The 20,013-nt window shown below is 43.8% G+C and carries 13 protein-coding genes and 1 pseudogene; all 14 read left to right on the forward strand.

Translation table 11 applies throughout. From position 1 onward, the window contains the following. Positions 1-18 precede the first annotated feature (18 nt). The 14 genes and pseudogenes from ABF638_RS03665 to ABF638_RS03730 all read left to right on the forward strand — a co-directional run bounded on the left by ABF638_RS03665 (position 19) and on the right by ABF638_RS03730 (position 19,968). Positions 19-2,046 carry a tetratricopeptide repeat protein gene (locus ABF638_RS03665; RefSeq protein ID WP_435020369.1) on the forward strand — a complete coding sequence of 676 codons (2,028 nt, stop codon included), beginning with the start codon at positions 19-21 and terminating at the stop codon, positions 2,044-2,046. Between the two features lie 37 nt (positions 2,047-2,083). After that, a complete protein-coding gene (gene rfbF / locus ABF638_RS03670; protein WP_435020371.1) occupies positions 2,084-2,938 on the forward strand; it encodes a glucose-1-phosphate cytidylyltransferase in 855 nt (284 codons plus the stop codon). Continuing rightward, positions 2,862-3,914, forward strand: a complete 1,053-nt coding sequence (locus ABF638_RS03675) for an NAD-dependent epimerase/dehydratase family protein (RefSeq protein ID WP_435020373.1) — start codon at positions 2,862-2,864, stop codon at positions 3,912-3,914. Before rfbF ends, ABF638_RS03675 begins: the two co-directional genes overlap by 77 nt. 66 nt (positions 3,915-3,980) lie before the next feature. After that, positions 3,981-5,225, forward strand: a complete 1,245-nt coding sequence (locus ABF638_RS03680) for a methyltransferase domain-containing protein (RefSeq protein ID WP_435020375.1) — start codon at positions 3,981-3,983, stop codon at positions 5,223-5,225. A gap of 114 nt (positions 5,226-5,339) precedes the next feature. Then, on the forward strand, positions 5,340-7,430 hold the full coding sequence (locus ABF638_RS03685; protein ID WP_435020377.1) for a tetratricopeptide repeat protein: 2,091 nt from the start codon (positions 5,340-5,342) through the stop codon (positions 7,428-7,430). Positions 7,431-7,448: 18 nt separating this feature from the next. Continuing rightward, entirely contained in the window at positions 7,449-8,267 is an 819-nt protein-coding gene (locus ABF638_RS03690; protein WP_435020379.1) for a PIG-L deacetylase family protein, read from the forward strand. A 98-nt stretch (positions 8,268-8,365) separates the two neighbouring features. Continuing rightward, positions 8,366-9,142 (forward strand): SDR family NAD(P)-dependent oxidoreductase, encoded by a 777-nt coding sequence (locus ABF638_RS03695; RefSeq protein ID WP_435020381.1) that lies wholly within the window; start codon positions 8,366-8,368, stop codon positions 9,140-9,142. A gap of 39 nt (positions 9,143-9,181) precedes the next feature. Next, positions 9,182-10,411: a class I SAM-dependent methyltransferase gene (locus ABF638_RS03700; RefSeq protein WP_435020383.1), complete on the forward strand. Its 1,230-nt coding sequence runs from the start codon at positions 9,182-9,184 to the stop codon at positions 10,409-10,411. Positions 10,412-10,537: 126 nt separating this feature from the next. Continuing rightward, positions 10,538-11,095, forward strand: coding sequence for a dTDP-4-dehydrorhamnose 3,5-epimerase (gene rfbC / locus ABF638_RS03705; protein WP_435020385.1), 558 nt, complete (start codon positions 10,538-10,540; stop codon positions 11,093-11,095). Between the two features lie 207 nt (positions 11,096-11,302). Further along, the gene (locus ABF638_RS03710; RefSeq protein WP_435020443.1) at positions 11,303-11,419 is read left to right on the forward strand and encodes a hypothetical protein; all 117 of its coding nucleotides are present in this window, start codon (positions 11,303-11,305) and stop codon (positions 11,417-11,419) included. A gap of 366 nt (positions 11,420-11,785) precedes the next feature. Beyond that, a complete protein-coding gene (locus ABF638_RS03715) occupies positions 11,786-11,950 on the forward strand; it encodes a CopG family transcriptional regulator (protein ID WP_238846137.1) in 165 nt (54 codons plus the stop codon). 585 nt (positions 11,951-12,535) lie between these two features. Further along, on the forward strand, positions 12,536-14,320 hold the full coding sequence (locus ABF638_RS03720; RefSeq protein ID WP_435020387.1) for a ShlB/FhaC/HecB family hemolysin secretion/activation protein: 1,785 nt from the start codon (positions 12,536-12,538) through the stop codon (positions 14,318-14,320). A 251-nt stretch (positions 14,321-14,571) separates the two neighbouring features. Beyond that, positions 14,572-17,025, forward strand: a pseudogene (locus ABF638_RS03725) (filamentous hemagglutinin N-terminal domain-containing protein). Between the two features lie 21 nt (positions 17,026-17,046). Continuing rightward, the gene (locus ABF638_RS03730; protein ID WP_435020389.1) at positions 17,047-19,968 is read left to right on the forward strand and encodes a filamentous hemagglutinin N-terminal domain-containing protein; all 2,922 of its coding nucleotides are present in this window, start codon (positions 17,047-17,049) and stop codon (positions 19,966-19,968) included. Positions 19,969-20,013: the final 45 nt, after the last annotated feature.

Consider the following 20,013-nt stretch of genomic DNA (forward strand, 5'->3'; position numbering starts at 1 on the left):
TATGAACTTAGTATAGTTATGAATACTAAAATTATTTCAGAATCTCATCTTAAACCTCTCATTCAAATCGCAGAGCAGAAGCCTCGATCGGGTCAAAGGGATGAAGTTGAATCCCCATACAAAACAGAAGTAGCTGAAATCTTCCAACTTGCAGTTCAACATCAACAAGCCAATCGTTTAGTAGAGGCTGAACTGCTATATAGTCAAGTTCTAGAAAAGCAACCTGACCACCCTGAAGCGTTACACAGTTTAGGGATGTTGGCGCAGCAGATGGGGCAACCTCAAACTGCTAAAAAGTGGCTAAGTGCATCTTTGCAAGTTCGTAAGGATTCAGGTAAAACTTGGTTCAGTTTAGGTAATTTGCATTTGGTTCAGGAACAGTTTTCAGAAGCAGAAAAAGCTTATCGTCAAGCTCTCGTACTAGTACCTAACTCACTGCCAATTTACAATAACTTGGGCTATGCTCTGCAACAACAAGGATTATTTGATGAAGCAGTTAACTGCTATCAAAAAGCTCTAGAGTTAAAGCCAGACTTTATAGAAGCAGAGGCGAATTTAGGCAATGCGCTACATGCTCAAGGTAGACTCTCTAGCGAGCAACAATTGTACTATGCAAAATTGAATAATAAATTGGCTGTTGCCCGGAAAAAAGCAGGGGATTGGAAAACTGCTATTATTTATTACAAGCAAGCAATTAGTTTGCAACCAGAAAAAACAGACGCTTATTTTAAATTGGGAATGACTCTGCATGACCAAGGTCAGGTAGACGAAGCCCAGTCTGTGTTTTTCAAAGCTCTAGAATTTAAGTCAGATTGGGAAAAAGCCTATCTAACTGGCCAGATTTACCAAATCCAGCACCAACTTGACAAAGCTGTATCCGCCTACAGCCAAGGGTTAACACTGCTGAATCCGCACTATGCTGAAGCAGTTAGAAGTTCCAATGGCAATCAGGCGGCTGTGTTCAACTTAGATGAACATATTCCCCCACCAATCCAATTTCAAGAAGTTATCATTGGTGGACATAGCTTTCCAGCTATTCCTCCAGTGTCCAACCACGAAGAGGCAAGACCTTTCTGGAGTGTGGTTATTCCCGTCTTGAACCGCCCAGAATATTTTCCTGAATGCCTTGCCAGCGTCTTGGCACAATGGACAGGGCCAGAGGACATGGAAATTGTGGTTTTGGATAATGGCAGCAACCCACCTCTATTTGAGATTCCGCATGGGTTGGGAAAAGGCATTATCCGTTACTACCGTTTTCCTGAAACTGTACCACTACAGCAAAATTGGAATACAGCCGTTGCCCTGAGTCGGGGACAGTGGGTTCATCTTTTGCACCATGATGATTATGTCCTCCCCGGTTTTTATGCTCGGCTGAAAGCCAGCTTAGAGAAATCTTCGGAGTCCGTGGGGGCGGCTTTTACTGGCTATGAAAATATTGATGACAATCGAGAGGTTGTCTTCTCTCAGGAACATGGCTTAGGAGAGTATCGAGGTGTAGTTAAGGATTGGGTACGACGGATTGGCGTTTCCTGTCCACTTAGCCCCCCATCTGTGGTAATTCGTCGGCTAGCCTACGAACAGCTGGGAGGCTACAAACTAGACCTTCCTTATACCTGCGACTGGGAATTCTATAAACGTGTAGCCGTGTTTTATGATTGGTGGTACGAACCAGGTATTTTGGCTCATTATCGCCAACACTCCAATAGTGTCACCGTAGCCGAAACTATGGATGGGTCTTGCGGGGCTGCACACCGTCGGGCGATTGAAATGTCAGAGAGTTATCTGCCTGTTGAACATTGTGCAGCGATCACAGCAAAGTCTCGCGCATTTCACTTTAATTGGTGCTTGGAGCGAGCAGCTATACCGATGAAGTTTGGCAACATAGAGGGCAGTTTTCAATTAATTCAGGAAGCCCTGAAAATCGATGGTTCTTCTGAGGCAACTAGGAAGTTATTTGTCTGGTTAACAGCCAATGAACTAGCACCGATTCGCCATCAAATTGTCTCAAGAGGCATCGTTGATTTTTCCAAAAACTGTTTGACATAATTCAAATATTTTTAACAATTTTTAGGAGGATGCAATTATGAAAGTGGGAATTCTTGCAGGGGGATTGGGTACTCGGCTTTCGGAAGAAACAGAAACAAAACCAAAGCCGATGGTAGAAGTTGGTGGTCAGCCCATTCTCTGGCACATCATGAGGCATTATTACCACTATAACTTCAATGATTTTGTCATTGCCCTCGGCTATAAAGCTGAGATGATTAAGAAATACATGGTGGATTACTGTTCATTAAATAGTAATCTCACGGTGAACTTGCGAAATGGTGAAATAAAAATGCATGGCGGGTATAAACCCGACTGGACTATTGAGTTGATTGATACTGGACTGTCTACGAATACAGGCGGTCGGATTAAGCGTCTAGCTCCTTATATGGGTAAAGATACCTTTATGCTGACCTGGGGAGATGGCGTTTCTGACTTGAATTTGCAAGATTTATTAGCCTTTCACCGCAGACATGGCAAATTAGCCACCATGACGGTGGTTCGTCCTCCAGCTCGTTTTGGACTGCCGACGCTGGATGGAGATCAGGTTGTGGAGTTTTCGGAAAAGCCTCAAGTCCATGAAGGTTGGATTAACGGTGCTTTCTTTGTACTAGAACCTGGGGTTTTTGATTATATCGATAGCGATCGCACCCAATGGGAAAAAGAACCCCTAGAACGATTAGCTCAAGACGGTCAGTTGATGGCCTATCGTTACTCTGGTTTCTGGCAATGTATGGACACCCTGCGAGATAAACATCGCTTAGAAAACCTGTGGAATAGTGGTAACGCACCTTGGAAAATTTGGGAGGATAAAGTAGATGCGAGTATTAGTAACGGGACATCGGGGTTACATCGGAACGGTAATGGTACCCATGCTCTTGTCGGCGGGATATGAGGTAGTTGGGTTAGACAGCGATTTGTTTAAAGGGAGTACTTTTGGTGACGGAATTCAAGAAATTCCTGAACTTGAAAAAGATATTCGAGATGTAGAAGCAGTTGATCTCGAAGGCTTTGATGCTGTTCTGCATTTAGCAGCATTGTCAAATGATCCCTTAGGCAATTTGCGGCCAGATTTAACTTATGAAATCAATCATGCCGCTTCAGTGCATCTAGCAACTTTAGCTAAACAAGTTGGAGTTGAACGCTTTATTTTCTCCTCTTCTTGCAGTAACTATGGAGCAGGTGGAGACGATTGGTTAACTGAAGAATCTGCCTTTAATCCGGTAACTCCCTACGGTATTTCCAAAGTTAAAACCGAACATGATGTTAGCGAATTAGCTGATGATAGTTTCAGTCCGACTTTTTTGCGGAACGCGACAGCTTATGGTGTCTCGCCACGTCTGCGGTTTGATTTAGTACTCAACAATCTTGTGGCTTGGGCCTTTACTACCGGACAGGTTTATATCAAGAGTGATGGTACTCCTTGGCGACCAATTGTCCACATTGCAGATATCTCTCGGGCCTTTATCGCAGTCTTAAAGGCTCCTAGAGAAGTGATTCACAATCAGGCTTTCAATGTGGGGCGGAATGAAGATAACTACCGCATCTGTGAATTAGCTGCGATCGTTCAACAAACAGTTCCGGGCTGTCAAATTGAATATGCGGCAAATGCTGGCCCCGATAAACGCTGCTATCGAGTTGACTGTAGCAAAATTACTCAGATGCTCCCAGACTTCCAACCGCAATGGAATGCTCGTAAGGGAGCAGAAGAACTATACCAAGTCTATCAAACCATTGGTCTGACCCTAGAAGAGTTTGAGGGGCCTCGGTATCAGCGCATTGCCCATATTAAACAACTGCTAAGTACTGGGCAAATTGATGAGAGTTTACGTTGGAGACATCTGTCTTTGGCATATTCTCTAGCAGGATGAAGAAGAATTCAGGAGTCAGAATTCTGTTTCGATAAATTGTTAATTACTTCACAAAAGAGCCTTTCTATGCTTAATCTAGTTGCTCACGACTCGCTACCACCCTGTCGTGCTAGTGGTGAGGATGACCTAGAAACAATCATTTCCTTTGGACATACACCTCTAGCTGATGCCCTCGTCACTGAAGAACAGCTGAATCAACCAGAATATTCCGCTCCTCTCGATCTGGCTTTTTCTCCTAGTAGTGGGCTGTTGCAAATCACTGAGACAGTACCGCCAGAGATTTTGTTTTGCCGAAATTATCCTTACTTTTCCTCGGTGTCTCCTTCTCTGATGCGGCATTTTCAAGAAAGTGCTTTGTTCATTATGGAGTCGCGGCAACTTGATGCTAATAGCTTAGTGCTAGAAGCGGCTAGCAATGATGGTTATATGCTCAAGCATTTTGTCGAACGGGGTATTTCTGTGTTGGGAATTGACCCTGCTGATGGGCCATCCGAGGTAGCCCAAAAAGCTGGCATTCCCACACTTTGTACCTTTTTTACTAAAGACTTGGCTGTGAGTTTACGCAGCGAAGGAAAACTGGCAGACGTTTTTTTAGCCAACAACGTCTTAGCTCATGTGCCAGACTTGAATGGTTTTGTGGAAGGTATCGCTACAATCCTGAAGCCATCTGGTGTAGCGGTGATGGAAGTACCTTATGTGGTTGACCTAGTTGACCACTGTGAGTTTGACACCATCTATCATCAGCATTTGTGTTACTTTTCGGTAACAGCTTTGGATCGCTTGTTTAGACGGCATGGACTGTTTCTCAATCGAGTTCAAAGGGTTGCTATTCATGGAGGATCAATACGGCTGTTTGTCGAACATCATGATGCAGCAGATGAATCGGTAACTCAGCTTTTAGCGCAAGAAATCCAACGAGGTGTAGATAGGATTGATTTTTACCACGATTTTAGCGATCGCGTCCGGTCTATCAAGCAAGTTTTACTAGAAATTCTCTCGGATCTCAAACAGCAAGGCAAGCGAATCGTTGGTTACGGTGCAGCCGCTAAAGCAACAACTTTGTTGGGCTATGTCGGGATTGATCGCCAGTTATTAGATTATGTTGTGGATCTCAATCCCCATAAACATGGACGCTATATGGGTGGCAATCATCTCCCCATTTTTTCGCCCGACAAACTTTTAGCGGATCAGCCAGATTATGTCTTGATTCTGGCTTGGAATTTTGCCGATGAAATCATGCAACAACAAGCAGCCTATCGGCAACAGGGCGGTCAGTTTATTATTCCTATTCCACATCCAAAGATTGTGTAGTTGCTGGGCTACAAGATCCCCGACTTCTTCAAGAAGTCGGGGATCTAACCACCGCTAACCACTCATAACTCCCACTCCCCAATTCAATCCAAAATTTAAAATCCAAAATTGGTTATGGCTACCCTTGCAGAAGCCCTTCAAATTGCCTCTCAATATCATCAAAAAAATCGTCTGACTGATGCACAGCAGGTTTATCAGCAAATTATAGAGCAACAGCCCGACCAGCTGGATGCTCTACAAGGATTGGCACTCATAGCTCAAAATTTAGGGGATTATGAGAAAGCTGAGAAGTCTTTGGAGCAAGCTTTGCAATCCCATCCGAATTCAGTCAAGGTCTGGTTTAGCTTAGGCAATCTGCACCAAGTTCAAGGAAAGTTTAGTGAAGCGGTAACTGCTTACCAAGGGGCCTTATCAATTCAACCAAATCTAGCCCCCATTTACAACAACTTGGGCTATACCTTCCAACAACTGAACAAATTGGATGATGCGATCGCTTCTTACCAAAAAGCTCTGCAACTTAAACCTAACTTTGCAGAAGCCGAAGTCAATTTAGCTAATGCCCTGCATTGCCAAGGCAAGCTTTCACCAGAACAAAAAGTTCAGTTTGCACAGTTAAATCATCATCTAGGGGGGAATCGGAAAAAAGCAGGTGACTTGAAAACTGCAACCACCTACTATCGTCAAGCCCTGGTCTTACAGCCTGAATTTGCGATCGCTCATTATAATCTGGGAGTGGTATTACAAGCCCAAGGCGAAAGTGATGAGGCGATGTCTTGCTATCAAAAGGCGCTAGACATTGATCCCAGTGATTCGTCATTGTACAAGACCTTGTGCCGTCAAAAACTCACCCAACTGACACCGCCTCGCCAACAGCAGGGTTCATCAAGATTAAAAGTGGCCTTTATTGGTCAGCCCTTTGTCATGACACGTTATCCTACACCCGCCGATTCCATTGGCATTCTCACCTATGAGATAGCCCGACGGTTAGCGATAACGAGCGACGTTACGGTATATACCGCTGGAGAAACAAGACAAGAAAATGTGTATGAAGGGGTGCAGTATAAATACATCCCTGTCAAACTCGACCGATCTGTTCTCAAGCGGCTAGAGCAAATTCCTGGCTTTTACAGTCCAGCCCGTCCCAGCTTTGCATTTAGCCTGTACTATGCAGCGTATGCATTGCAAATTGCCCATGATTTGAAAAAGCATCCTTGTGATGTGGTTCATATTCACAACTTGTCTCAATTCGCCCCGATCATCCGCGCTCTCAATCCGAACTGCAAAATTGTCTTACATACACATTGTGAGTGGTTAAACCAACTCAACCATAAAACACTGGAACAACGGCTGGGTGCTGTAGACTGCGTACTCAGTCCCAGTCAATATATCTCAGCGCAAGTACAGCAGCGTTTTCTTCAGTTTAGTGAACGGTGTCAGGTAATCTATAATGGCGTAGATGCTGACCGATATCTTGACTTTTTGCCTCAGTCCCAGACCGTTAAATCGCCCTCCCAAAAACCGATTAAACGATTATTATTTGTAGGGCGAGTGTGTCCCGAAAAGGGTAGCCATATTCTGTTAGAGGCTTTCCGCCAGGTATTGTTGCATGACCCCAATGTTCAGCTAATGGTGGTTGGCCCCATCGGTGTAATTCCTTATGAATATCTAGTGGGATTGAGTGATGATCCGAAAGTTTCAGCATTAGCCTCATTTCACCAAGATGATGCTTGGACTGCTTATTTAAGGCAATATATGGCACTGTTAAGTGAGCAGGTAGACGAAGGTACAGCCCCTCCTGTTACCCTCACAGGGCTGGTACCACCCTCTCAACTACCGAGTTTATATCAGCAGGCTGATATTTTTGTCTTCCCCTCTATCTGTCATGAAGCCTTTGGTATGCCAATTGCAGAAGCCATGATTGCCGGATTGCCTGTCGTAGCTACCCAAGGAGGTGCTTTTCCAGAATTGGTTGAACATGGCAAAACTGGTCTGATTGTTGAGCGGAGTGATGTGAATGCTTTAGCAGACGCTATTATACATCTGTTAAAAGATGCCGAGTTGAGAACAGCGATGGGGCAGGCTGCCCGTCAGCGCGGTATTGAGCAATTTACTTTTGACAAGTTGGCTGTAGACTTGCAACATCTGTATGCTAACCTCTGCTGCCAAACAATAGCAGCTTCGAGTTTGGCCTTGTTAAGTGCCTAATTTTTAAAAGTCAATGCCATGAATCAAGTTGCTATACAGATACCTATACGTCATGTCTGCCGTTTACTAATGGAAAGCCGCCGCATCCAATGCGATCGCACTCACCTTTCCCAATCGGCAATTGTCTTTGCCCCCCATCCCGATGATGAAACTCTCGGTTGTGGTGGCACTATTCTTCAGAAAAAGCAGGCTGGGGCGGCTTTAAAAATTGTTTTTATGACGGATGGCAGCCAGTCCCATTCCCATTTAATCCCAGCCGAAAAACTCAAGGCGATCCGTGCGAAAGAAGCGCTAGCTGCGGTTGAAAAGCTGGGTGTTGAACCAAGAAATGTCCTTTTTCTGGGGATTAAAGATGGTACCTTAACTTACAATCAGGCGATCGCTATTGAGAAAGTTAAACAGATTATTCTGAGGACTCTCCCAGAAGCTATTTTTATTCCCTACGTCCGAGATGGAGTGCCTGATCACGATGCCACAAATCAGATTGCGATCGCTGCATTAAGGCAGTGCGGCATTCCAGTAACAGTGTATGAATATCCAATTTGGTTTTGGCGACGTTGGCCTTGGACTGTTTTTGAAGGCGATAAAAATCCGCCTTTATCGGTTTGGCGAGAACACTTGGCAGGCAGTTTCCAGTTACTTCAAAAGTTTAGCTACGCTGTTGATATCCATGCCGTTTTAGACCACAAACGTATTGCCCTGGAACAACACCAGTCACAGATGACTCGTCTCAAGCCTGATCCTCGATGGCTAACTCTTGGGGATGTTTCTCAGGGTGATTTTCTCAATTGTTTTTTTCAAAATTATGAGTTTTTCCGTCGCTATCGTTTGAACTAAAACTGATTGGCAGTGGTAAAATTCCAACTTTAAAATTTGAGTAAATAGTGTTCATTGTTTCATGGTCTTAACCAAATAATTAATAAAAAGCCAAATAAATGAACATATTATCTAAGCGTTTTGAAAATAAAGTCGCCTTAATTACAGGAGGAAATAGTGGACTAGGCCGAGCGATCGCTATTAGATTGGCTATGGAGGGTGCTGCCATTGGTGTTCTGGGAAGAGATTTAGAAAAGGCTCTCGAAGTCCGCCAAGAAATTGAATCCCTTGGTGGTAGAGCATTGGAAATCAAATGTGATGTCACAGAAGAGTCCGATTGTCAAAGTGCAGTTGAGCAAATTATCAATCAATTTAATCGATTGGATGTTCTGTGTACGAGTGCGGGAATTCATGGGGGTGGGCACACTGTTGTAGATACCCCAGTTGAACTTTGGGATCAGGTAATTAATACCGATTTGAAAGGAGCCTATTTAATCTCGAAGTTCTCTATCCCTGAGATGCGAAAAGTTGCTGGTGGTTCCATAGTCCACATTTCTTCTATTGGAGGTCTGAGGGGTTTTCCAGAAGGTATGGCATTTCAGTCAGCTAAGGGAGGACTTATCAATCTAACTAGACACATGGCAGTAGCTCATGCAACTGAAAATATTCGTGTGAACTGCATTTGTCCAGGGGTGATCACAACACCGTTGACAGAAAATTGGTTAAGCAATCCAGAAACTTATACGAGAGTATGCCAATGGCATCCCATGAATCGGATTGGTGAAGCGAAAGAAGTGGCATCAGCCGCAGCTTTTTTAGCCTCTAATGAAGCTTCTTTCATTACAGGAGCGATTTTACCAGTAGACGGTGGCTATTTGGCAGTAGGTAAAGATTAGTTATAAGACTTGACAATTTAAATCTGTAAGGAAACAAAAATGACACAACAGCAATTAACAAAAAATATTGAGCAGAATCAAGAAAATTCTCTCAAAGAATCTACCTGTCCAAACTGTGGACATCATGGATTATCAATATTTTATGAAGTAAGCAAAGTTCCAGTTCATAGCTGTCTGATGACATCGACACAACAGGAAGCTTTAGATTTTCCTTGTGGGGATATAGTTTTAGGCTATTGTGATCAATGTGGGTTTATTACTAATGTAGCTTTTGACTCCAAGTGGTCAGCCTATGCGCCTAATTATGAAGACCAGCAAAGCTTTTCACCTACCTTCAATAAATTTGCCATTGATTTAGCCAATCACCTGATTGAAAAATATGACTTGCACAACAAAGACATTATCGAAATTGGTTGCAGTAAAGGAGACTTTCTGCTGTTGCTGTGTGAGTTAGGTAACAATCGCGGTGTAGGTATCGACCCCAGCGTAGTGCCAGGTCGAGTTCAAAGTCAAGCCGCAGATCGGGTGAAGTTTATTCGAGAATATTATGATGAGCATCATGCAGAATACGTAGGCGATTTTATTTGTTGTCGCCATACTTTAGAGCATATTCAACCAACAGCAGAATTTGTGACCAAAGTCCGTCGCTCAATTGGCGATCGCACTCAGACTACCGTTTTCTTTGAAATTCCCGATACAATTCGAGTATTGCAAGATTTAGCGTTTGAAGACATCTACTACGAACACTGTTCTTACTTTACCCCTGGTTCCCTAGCTCGCTTATTCCGTTCTTGTGGGTTTGAGGTCATAGATTTATATCGCACTTATGGGGAACAGTACCTCTTAATTGAAGCGCGTCCAGTCGCCACATCATCTGATAAAATTCATCCTTTAGAGGAAAGTATTGAGCAGACCGCTGAGTATGTCCAAGCTTTCGCTACTCAAATCCAGAATCATTTGCACAAATGGAGGCGTCACTTAGAAAACCTGAAATCTCAAGGTAAGCGGGCCGTAATTTGGGGTTCGGGGTCTAAGTGTGTGGCATTTCTGACCACTCTGGATGCTATTAATCTGATTGAGTATGTTGTTGATATTAATCCTCATCGTCATGGGAAATTTATCCCAGGAGTGGCGAAAGAAATTATGTCGCCAGAATTTCTCCGCACATATCAACCAGATCAGGTGATTGTAATGAACTCAATTTACCGCAATGAAATTCAGGAAATGCTCACTGCAATGGGTGTTACGTCAGAAGTAATTACATTTTAAAAAAAGCATACTCATTGTGCTGGATGAGTCTATCACTTGTGATTTGGGTATTCCTAATTCCTTTGTCCATTTAGATGAGAAACTTTGCCGTCAAAAAATTCAATCTTTTCTCAAATTTGCAAATTCATGATCATCACTGAAACTAAAATCAAAGGGGCATTTATTATTGATTTAGAGTTGCAACGAGATATTCGAGGCTTTTTCGCTCGGACTTTCTGTATTCAGGAATTTAGAGATCGTGGTTTAAAATCTAATATTGCCCAATGCAATTTATCTTTTAACTATAACAAAGGAACGTTGCGGGGTATGCATTATCAAAAGCCTCCTTCTCAAGAAACAAAATTGGTGCGTTGCATTCGAGGGGCTATTTATGATGTAATTATCGATTTACGTCGAGAATCTCCTAGCTATTTTTCTCATATTGGTATAGAGTTGACGGCTGAAAATCGTCTTGCTCTCTATATCCCAGATAGGTGCGCTCACGGGTTCCAAACGCTCACTGATAAAACCGAAGTCACTTATCAAATGAGTGACTTCTACGCCCCAGAGTATGAATCTGGCTATCGTTATGATGACCCAGCTTTTGGTATTGAATGGCCGTTACCAATAAGTGAAATATCAGAGAAAGATAGGTCTTGGACTTTATTTGAACAGAAAAAGATAGTGACACCTGAGGGAGGATAAGTATAGGAATCATATTTGATTTCTGAAAAAACTCAGTACAACTAAGAAGCCTTCTTGACTGTTGCCTGTTGCCTATTCCCTATTGCCTGCCTACGCAAATTAGTTCAGAAATCAAAGCGGATTCCTATAGAACGGCGTTAATAATTCAAGGTATTGCCCCCATAAATGAATTTAGGGGCTACCCCGCCGCAGATAATTTGATGTGCGATCGCTAAAATACTTGGGAAGCATCGCAGCACAGTACAGCGATGGTTAGCGGATTATTGTGAAACTTTCAGAACATTATCTTATAAAATTGGTATAATACAGCGGGCTTCAAGTTAGTGAAGTACACAACCTATGCCTCAAAGATAAGAATACAGGGTGTTTTACTTCTGACTTTTGAATCCAGAATTTTGCTCTCTTAGAAAAATTCGCTGTATTATTATCCTCAAATGTTATGTGATAATACTTAATTTTATATTGACATACTTTAATATATTTTACATTCTATTTACAATTGCTGCCCAGAAAGTAGCTAAACTTTACATTTTACTATATACTTGACCTCTTCACTATTTTTTATAAAAATATCCTATTCAACTTCATGATTACTTGAATTAAATGTCATTACTTATACCATTGTAGTAGCAGTTTACATGATTGATATTAGAGAAGTAGTTTAAAACATAGCTTGTCTGATACATATACATGAATAAAAAATGGGCTGCTAAACGACTTACAATCAACCTCACATCAAGTGAGGCACAGAGACTTGAACAATACTGTTCAATCACGGGGAGACCCGCAACTGATGTAATTCGAGAGTTAATTCGCTCTCTTTCTTCTAAAGAGGAAAAAGCCTCTGAAATCTAGGAAATCACGCTGTACAAAAAAGAAACCCAGAGTAAGTAGATTTCAATTTGTGAGTGAAATATAGTCCTTAACAGTCATCAGCTAACAGTGAATCCCCATTTAAGTTAGGGGATTTCAATAAGAACACTTTCTTACAAAGTGACGCTCCGACGCCGCTAACAGAGTGGAGGCTTCCTCCGCTCTGACTTTTTTTTTGGGATATTATCTCGTAAAGAGTGTCAGGCAGTTTTCCTCCAGCAATAACTGCCCGAATGGCACTAAGAAAAGATACAGCCCTTGTTATGACTGGTTCTCAGCCTGGAGGCTGGGAATCCATTCTGGGAGGCTCCGCCTCCGGTAGCTTGAATTGAGGCGGAGCCTCTTTTAAATACATTCCCAGCCTGGAGGCTGGGAACGAGACGACACAAGCTTTTGGGTTTTTCTTAGTGCCATTCAATAACTGCCCTTTGCCTGCCTTGATAAATAGTAATATTACTGATTTTTTTTAGAAAAATTTAAGTTAGATATAGTGGCTGCCATGTATTTACTTATACTTTAGAAGTATTAAGGATTCGATCTGTAATTTAATTTATTTAATTACAAATAATGATTAGAAGAACCTTGGTTATAAATCAGCCAGAGGTAGGCAAGTTCGCGGGCAAACTGAGGATTTTTCCTGAATGTCTAACACTTAGCTTTGCGATCGCAGCAGTATTATTATGCAACTATCAAAATGCGACCGCCCAGACTCCCAATCCTCAGACATTACCCCCAGGTCGATTAGAGGATATTCCTGAGACTCCTTTACCGTTGGATGTACTACCCAAGCCACCAGACAACAATCAATTGCTTCCATCCCCACAACTACCGAATCAGCCAATTTGGGAACAGGGTGACCCTAATACCAGATTTCGGGTTGATCGCATTGAAGTTTTGGGCAGTACAGTTTTCAAAGCAGAACAGTTTACCGCTATCACAGATCCCTTTGTGGGAAGAGAACTGACCTTTGCTGAGTTGTTGCAAGTTAGAGATGCCATCACAAAGCTATACACTGATAACGGCTATGTAACCACGGGGGCGTTGATTACACCGCAGACAGTAGAAGCTGGGGTGATCAAAATTCAGGTGATCGAAGGCACTGTGCAAGAAATCAAGATTATCGGTAATAGACGATTGCATAGTCAATACATTCGCGATCGCATCCAACTTGGTACTGGCAAACCGTTAAACATACCGCGCTTACTAGAAAAACTACAACTACTCCGTCTCGATCCGCGGATTCAAAACCTGTCAGCCGAGTTGCAAACAGGACTGCAACTGGGAACCAATGTGTTGCAAGTTGAGGTTGAAGAAGCAGAAACTTTTAAACTGACAGCAAATCTGGATAATGGGCGATCGCCCAGTGTCGGCAGTTTTCGCCGGGGAGTGGATCTGCAAGAAGCCAATTTATTAGGCTTGGGCGATACTCTGAGTGTAGGATACGCCAACACCGATGGCAGTAATACCATCAACGTCAATTACGCGCTGCCGATTAATGCCCGTAATGGCACCGTATCCTTCGGTTTTAGCCAGGGATGGAATCGCGTGATTGAAAAGCCATTCAACGTCCTTGATATTCAGTCAAATAGCCGTTCTTACGAATTGGGCTATCGGCAACCACTGCTGCAAAAAACAACCCAAGAATTGGCGATCGGGCTGTCATTTTCGCGCCAGGAAAGCCAAACTGAGTTGGGTATTGATAACATTGGCCCGTTTAAACTCTCCCCCGGTGCAGATGCAAACGGAAAAACCAATATTTCGGCTCTGCGATTTTTTCAAGAATATACCCAGCGAAGTAACCAGTATGTATTTGCAGCGCGATCGCAATTAAGCTTTGGCGTAGATTGGTTCGATGCAAATGTCAGTGATAATGAACCAGATAGCCGCTTTTTCGCATGGCGGGGACAGGCGCAGTGGGTGCGGCAATTAGCACCAGATACTCTATTTTTAGCTAGGGGCGATTTCCAATTCGCAGCCAATTCCCTAGTGCCTTTAGAGCAATTTGGTCTTGGTGGACAGCTAAGTGTACGAGGCTATCGCCAAGATGCATTACTCACAGATAATGGTCTGTTATTATCCGCAGAATTTCGAGTACCTATTGTCCGCGCTAAGAAGATTGGCGGGGTGCTACAACTGACACCCTTCATTGAAGTTGGCAAAGGCTGGAATGTTAAGGGCGAAAATCCATCACCAAGTACACTTCTTAGTACTGGGTTCGGGCTATTGTGGAAACAGGGCGATGACTTCTTAGCCCGCCTAGATTGGGGCATTCCTCTGATCTCAGTGGATGGTGAAAAGCGATCGCTCCAAGAAAATGGGCTGTACTTCTCGGTACGCTATTCACCGTTTTGAGATCGGTTAAATACTATACCGTTTTGGGCATCCTAAAATACAAAATATAAATAAAGGCTTGGCGATGAATGCGACCTCTACCAATACTTGTCGGGTTTTGGGGAAAAGGGGAAGGGGAAAGGGGAAAGAAAAAACCTTTAACCTTTAACCTTTAACCTTTTCCCAAACCCTATTCCGAGTTAAAAATGCACAAAGCGAGCAGTATTGCGACCTCTACTTGGTTGTTTCTATGTGGTGGAATCATGCCATTGATGGTAATGCCAATTTGGTGCGGCTTTGCCAACGCCCAGGTAACTCCCGATGGCACATTGAATACTACTGTCTCCCAAAGCGGTAATAACTTCACCATCACCAACGGCGATCGAGTTGGTAATAACCTTTTCCACAGCTTTAGCCAATTCTCAGTTCCTACAAACGGCTCGGCATTCTTCAACAATGCCCCAGATGTGCAAAATATTTTCAGTCGCGTCACTGGAGGCAGTGTTTCATACATTGACGGTTTAATTCAGGCGAACGGTGGCGCTAATCTGTTTTTGCTTAATCCTAGTGGGATTATTTTCGGCGCTTATGCTCAATTGAATATCGGTGGTTCGTTTATCGGTACAACTGCCAACAGTATTAAATTTGCCGATGGTGTTGAGTTTAGCGCGATTAATTCCCCAACGACTCCACTGTTGAGCATCAATGTTCCCCTTGGTTTGCAAATGGGCAGCAATCCCGCACCTATCACCGTTCAAGGCACAGGACACTCCTTGAGTAATCCTGGTGGACTGCCTATTGTGACTCAAAATCCGAGTGTTACAGAATTGCGGGTACAGCCGGGAAAAACTCTAGCTTTGGTGGGTGGCAATCTGAATCTGAATGGGGCAACTCTGAACGCCAAGCAAGGGCAATTAGAATTAGGCAGTGTCAGTGATGTAGGGTTGGTTAGTTTGATCCCAACTGCACGTGGCTATACTTTGGGATATGAAAATGGGCAAAAATTTGGTGATATTCAGTTTACACAGCGATCGCTATTAGATATCAGCGGGGTGAATGCGGGTTCAGTTCAAATTCAGGGTAGGCAAATTCAATTCACCGATGGCTCTCTGGTGCTGGCGCGAAATTTCGGCAGTCTCCCCGGCAGCGACATTCGCCTTCAGGCTACAGAGGCGATTGATTTGATTGCCACAACAGCTGATGGCACAATTCGGAGCGGGGTGCGTAGTGAAACTTTGGGTATCGGAGCTAGTGGGAACATCAGTGTAATTACTCCCCGCTTTACCCTCCAGCAGGGAGGGGGGTTAAATAGCATTTCAGTTGGAGTAGCTCCCAGTGGTAATATCCACATTGATGCCACAACAATTGAACTGTCTGGCTTCTCACCAATCAATCCAAATAACCTTACGACCCTTTCTACTTCTGTTTATAGTTCTGGGAACGCTGGCGATATCTCTGTCAATGCCAATAGTTTACTAGTGTCAAGTGGTGCCTCACTGATTTCAGCTACATTTGGTAGTGGCTCCAGTGGTAAAGTAGCAATTCGCACTCATCACACTACTGTGATGGGACAAAGCCCCGGCGGGCCATATAGCAACATTAGCTCAACTACATTTGCAACCGGAAATGCCAAAACTTTGACTCTAGATACCGCCAAGTTGCAAATTCTGGATGGGGGAGCAGTTGCCACCACCACATTTTTTGCAGGTAATGGGGGAGATATAAACATTAACGCCACGGAATCCATCGAGATCAGTGGTCGTAGTCGGAACAATAACAGCAGTATCAACTCATCTACCACTCGACTAATTCCAATACTGCGGCAAAGATTTGGTCTACCAGATAAACTCACGGCGAATGCTGGCAGTGTGAGCATTACCACACCAAACCTGACGGTGACAGATGGCGGGACAGTCAGTGTCACTAGTCAAGGCAGTGGCAATGGTGGCAGTCTCAAGATCGCAGCCAATACCATCCGATTAGACCGTCAAGGAAGCATCCAGGCACAAACAGAATCAGGTAATGGAGGTAATATCGCCTTAAAAGTTGGAAACTTATTGCTGCTGCGTGACAATAGTGCGATCGCAGCAACAGCAGGCGGTAATGGTGATGGAGGTAATATAAACATTAATGCACCCATCATCGCCGGATAAAAAAACAGTGACATCATTGCTAATGCCATTAAAGGTCGGGGGGGCAATATTCAAATCACCACCCAAGGTATCTTTGGGCTGAAGTTGGGCGACCAACTCACACCTGATAGTGACATCACCGCCAGTTCGCAATTTGGGTTGAGTGGCACTGTTCAAGTTAATACTATCGGTGTTGATCCAAATTCCGGCTTAGTCCAACTACCAGCAAATGTGGTTGATGCATCGCAGAAAATTGCCACAGGTTGCGCGAGTAATCAAGGCAGTCGGTTTGTGGCAACGGGACGTGGTGGTGTGCCCCAAAATCCAACGCAGCAAGTAACAAGCAATCGCATTTGGTCTGACATCCGCGATATCTCTGCATACCGGACAAATAGTGAAATCACAGCCCAAATTCCCCCATCCCCAAAACTTATTGGCCAAGCGACTTCCTGGCATCGCAACCCCCAGGGCAAAATTGAGTTAGTTGCAGATAAATACCCTGCTCAGACCCAACAAGTATTAACTTGCGCTGATCTACTTACAAGTCTTAGCAATGTTAGCAATAATACCATTTATGGGAACTCTAATATATAGAGTATAAAAGGAAACTTGGCGATGGGTGTTAATTCTGGTTGTTTGGGTTTAATTGGTGGAATATTGATCGGTGCGATGTGGTGTGACTTTAGCAATGCCCAAATTATTCCCGACGGAACCCTCAACACCACCGTCTCCGCAAATGGTAATAATTTCACTATTACAAATGGAAATCGTGCTGGCAACAACCTTTTCCACAGCTTCAGCCAATTCTCAATTCCCAGCAACGGCTCGGCATTCTTCAACAATCCCTCAGATATTCAAAATATCTTCAGTCGTGTCACTGGGGGGAGTGTTTCCCAAATTGATGGTTTAATTAAAGCCAACGGTAGCGCCAATCTGTTTTTGCTCAATCCTAGTGGGATTATTTTCGGCACTTATGCTCAATTGAATATTGGTGGTTCATTTGTAGGGACAACGGCGAGTAGTATTAAGTTTGCCGATGGGACTCAGTTTAGTGCAGTAAATTCAGCGACAGCACCATTATTAACCATGAGTGTACCCATTGGTTTGCAACTGGGTATTTCTGCTGGTCAGATTGAGGTGCAGAGTAATGGTAATGATGGCATTGTACCTACCAGTAACTTGGGAATAGTAGCTTCTCCAGGAAAAACCATTGCCTTAGTTGGAGGAGATGTTACGTTTACAGGTGGTGTAATTACAGCTCTTGCAGGTCGAATTGAAGTGGGTGCAGTGGCTAGTGGGGCTGTAAATCTGACTCCCACGCCCACAGGATGGCAATTAGGTTATACACAAGTTGAAAATTTTCGAGATATAAAATTTACGGGGCGTTCTTCTCTGTGGAATCCCGATCCTGTCGGCAATCCTTTTGGGGGTATTCAAGTCGTAGGGCGAGATATTACCCTGGATCAATCCCAAATTGCCGCCGCCACAGCAGGAACTAGGCAGGGTGGTAATATTACGGTGAGTGCAGAGCGATCGCTCTTTTTGGGTGGTATAAATCCTCAAGCTCAAGCTCCGAGCGCCTGGATTGTCAATCAGGTGGCTCCAGGGGCAACTGGAAACGGGGGAGCAATAAAAATTCAAGCTGGTAATTTGACTTTACAAGATGGTGCAGGTATTGAAACCCTCAGCTTAGGTGCGGGAGCCGTAGGTAAGGTGGAAGTCGTAGCAGATACCATTGCGGCCAGTGGTGTCGTTGCTCTGCAATCTCCTTTCTTTGCATCTACTAATATTAATAGCCGTATCGCCAGTCAGGTGTATGGATCGGGAAATGGGGGAGATGTTGCCCTGGTAGCTCGAAAACTCATGCTGGAAGATGGTGCTTCAGTCACAACATCCGTATTTCCTGGAGCAACTGGACGGGGTGGAAATATTTCGGTCGATGTCGCAGATGAGATTTATGCCTTACGAGTGAATTCCATTGGGTTTCAGGCCAGTGGTATTACTGCTTCCACATTTGGAATTGGTGATGGTGGAAACATCCGGGTTTCTTCAGATAAATTAAATCTCATTGATGGAGGAACAATTAGCACCATTACTTCTCGCTTGTCAGGAATACCTGGTACGGGAATTGGTAACGCTGGAGATGTTACCTTAGTTGTACGTGAAGCGAGCAAGTTAGTCGGAGTATCACCCATTTCTCCCTCCCAAAATAGCTTTATTGGCAGTCTCAGCACTGGCTCTGGTAATACTGGCGATGTGTTAATAACGACACCAATACTATCCATCCAAGATGGTGCTACCTTGGGAGTGATTACTGTGCCAGTGGTTGGTGGACTTGGAGACCCCAACCAGGTAACTAATCTGGGGAGCAATGGCTCTGTTACTTTAAATGTAGCTGATCGCTTAACCGTTAGCGGTCTCAGTCCCATAACTGGCGGCAGTAGTGTTGTCAATAGCGTCAACTATAGCAGTGCCAAACCTGGAGATGTCACAATCACAACCAATCAATTGCTCGTTCTTAATGGTGGCATCATCAGCAACACAACTGTGGGAACTGGTGATGCTGGGACTTTGACAATCCAAGCCAATGATATTCTGATCGATGGTGAAAATAATTTCGCAGTGATCGTTGCTAATGCCCCCCTTTTGGATGCCACTAATCGTAGCTTGTTTAAGCTTCCAGACTCTCCCACCGGCAACACAGGTGTTATCAACATCAGTACTCAGCAATTAACTCTTCGTAATCAAGGTATTATCAGCGTCACTCATCAAGGTATTGGTAATGCAGGAGAGTTAAACATCCAAGCTGGCCGATTATTTTTAGATACTGGGGCAATTACTGCAACTACGGCATCTGGAAAAGGCGGTAACATCAATCTAGCATTAACTAATACACTTTTGGCTCGTAATGGGAGTCAAATTAATGTCGAAGCACGTGGTAATGGTAATGGTGGCAATATCAACATCAATGCTCCGGTGATTATTGGGTTAGAAAACAGCGATATTATTGCCAATGCTTTGAATGGTAATGGTGGCAATATTCAGATTAGTACTCAAGGCATCTTTGGCTTAAAATTCCGCGATCGCCTCACCCCAGAAAGTGACATCACTGCTAGTTCCCAATTGGGTATCAACGGTATGGTAGATATTAATAATTTCGGTGTTGATCCCAATTCTGGTTTAGTAGAACTAGCAGCAAATATAACAGACCCATCTCAGCAAATTACCGCAGGTTGTTCTGATAATAAAGGCAGTAGTTTTGTAGCGACTGGAAGAGGTGGTGTGCCGCAAAATCCTAATCAGGAAGTGACAAGCGGTGTCTACGACGGGCTACGCCTACGCACTTGGTCTGACATCCGCGATATCTCTGCATACCGCAAAACAGGTAATATAACTGCCCAAATAACAACTTCCCCAGAAACTCTTATTCAAGCTACTTCCTGGCATCACAACGCTCAAGGAAAAATTGAGTTAATTGCAGATAAATCCACCACCCAGGTGCAAACGTCTTTAACCTGTACTGCGGTTTCCAACTGAAGTCTGAGCCATTGGCATATCTACAGCAAGTTCCGTTTTCATCAA

This window comes from Nostoc sp. CALU 1950 (assembly GCF_051172895.1).
Classification (GTDB): domain Bacteria; phylum Cyanobacteriota; class Cyanobacteriia; order Cyanobacteriales; family Nostocaceae; genus Nostoc; species Nostoc edaphicum_A.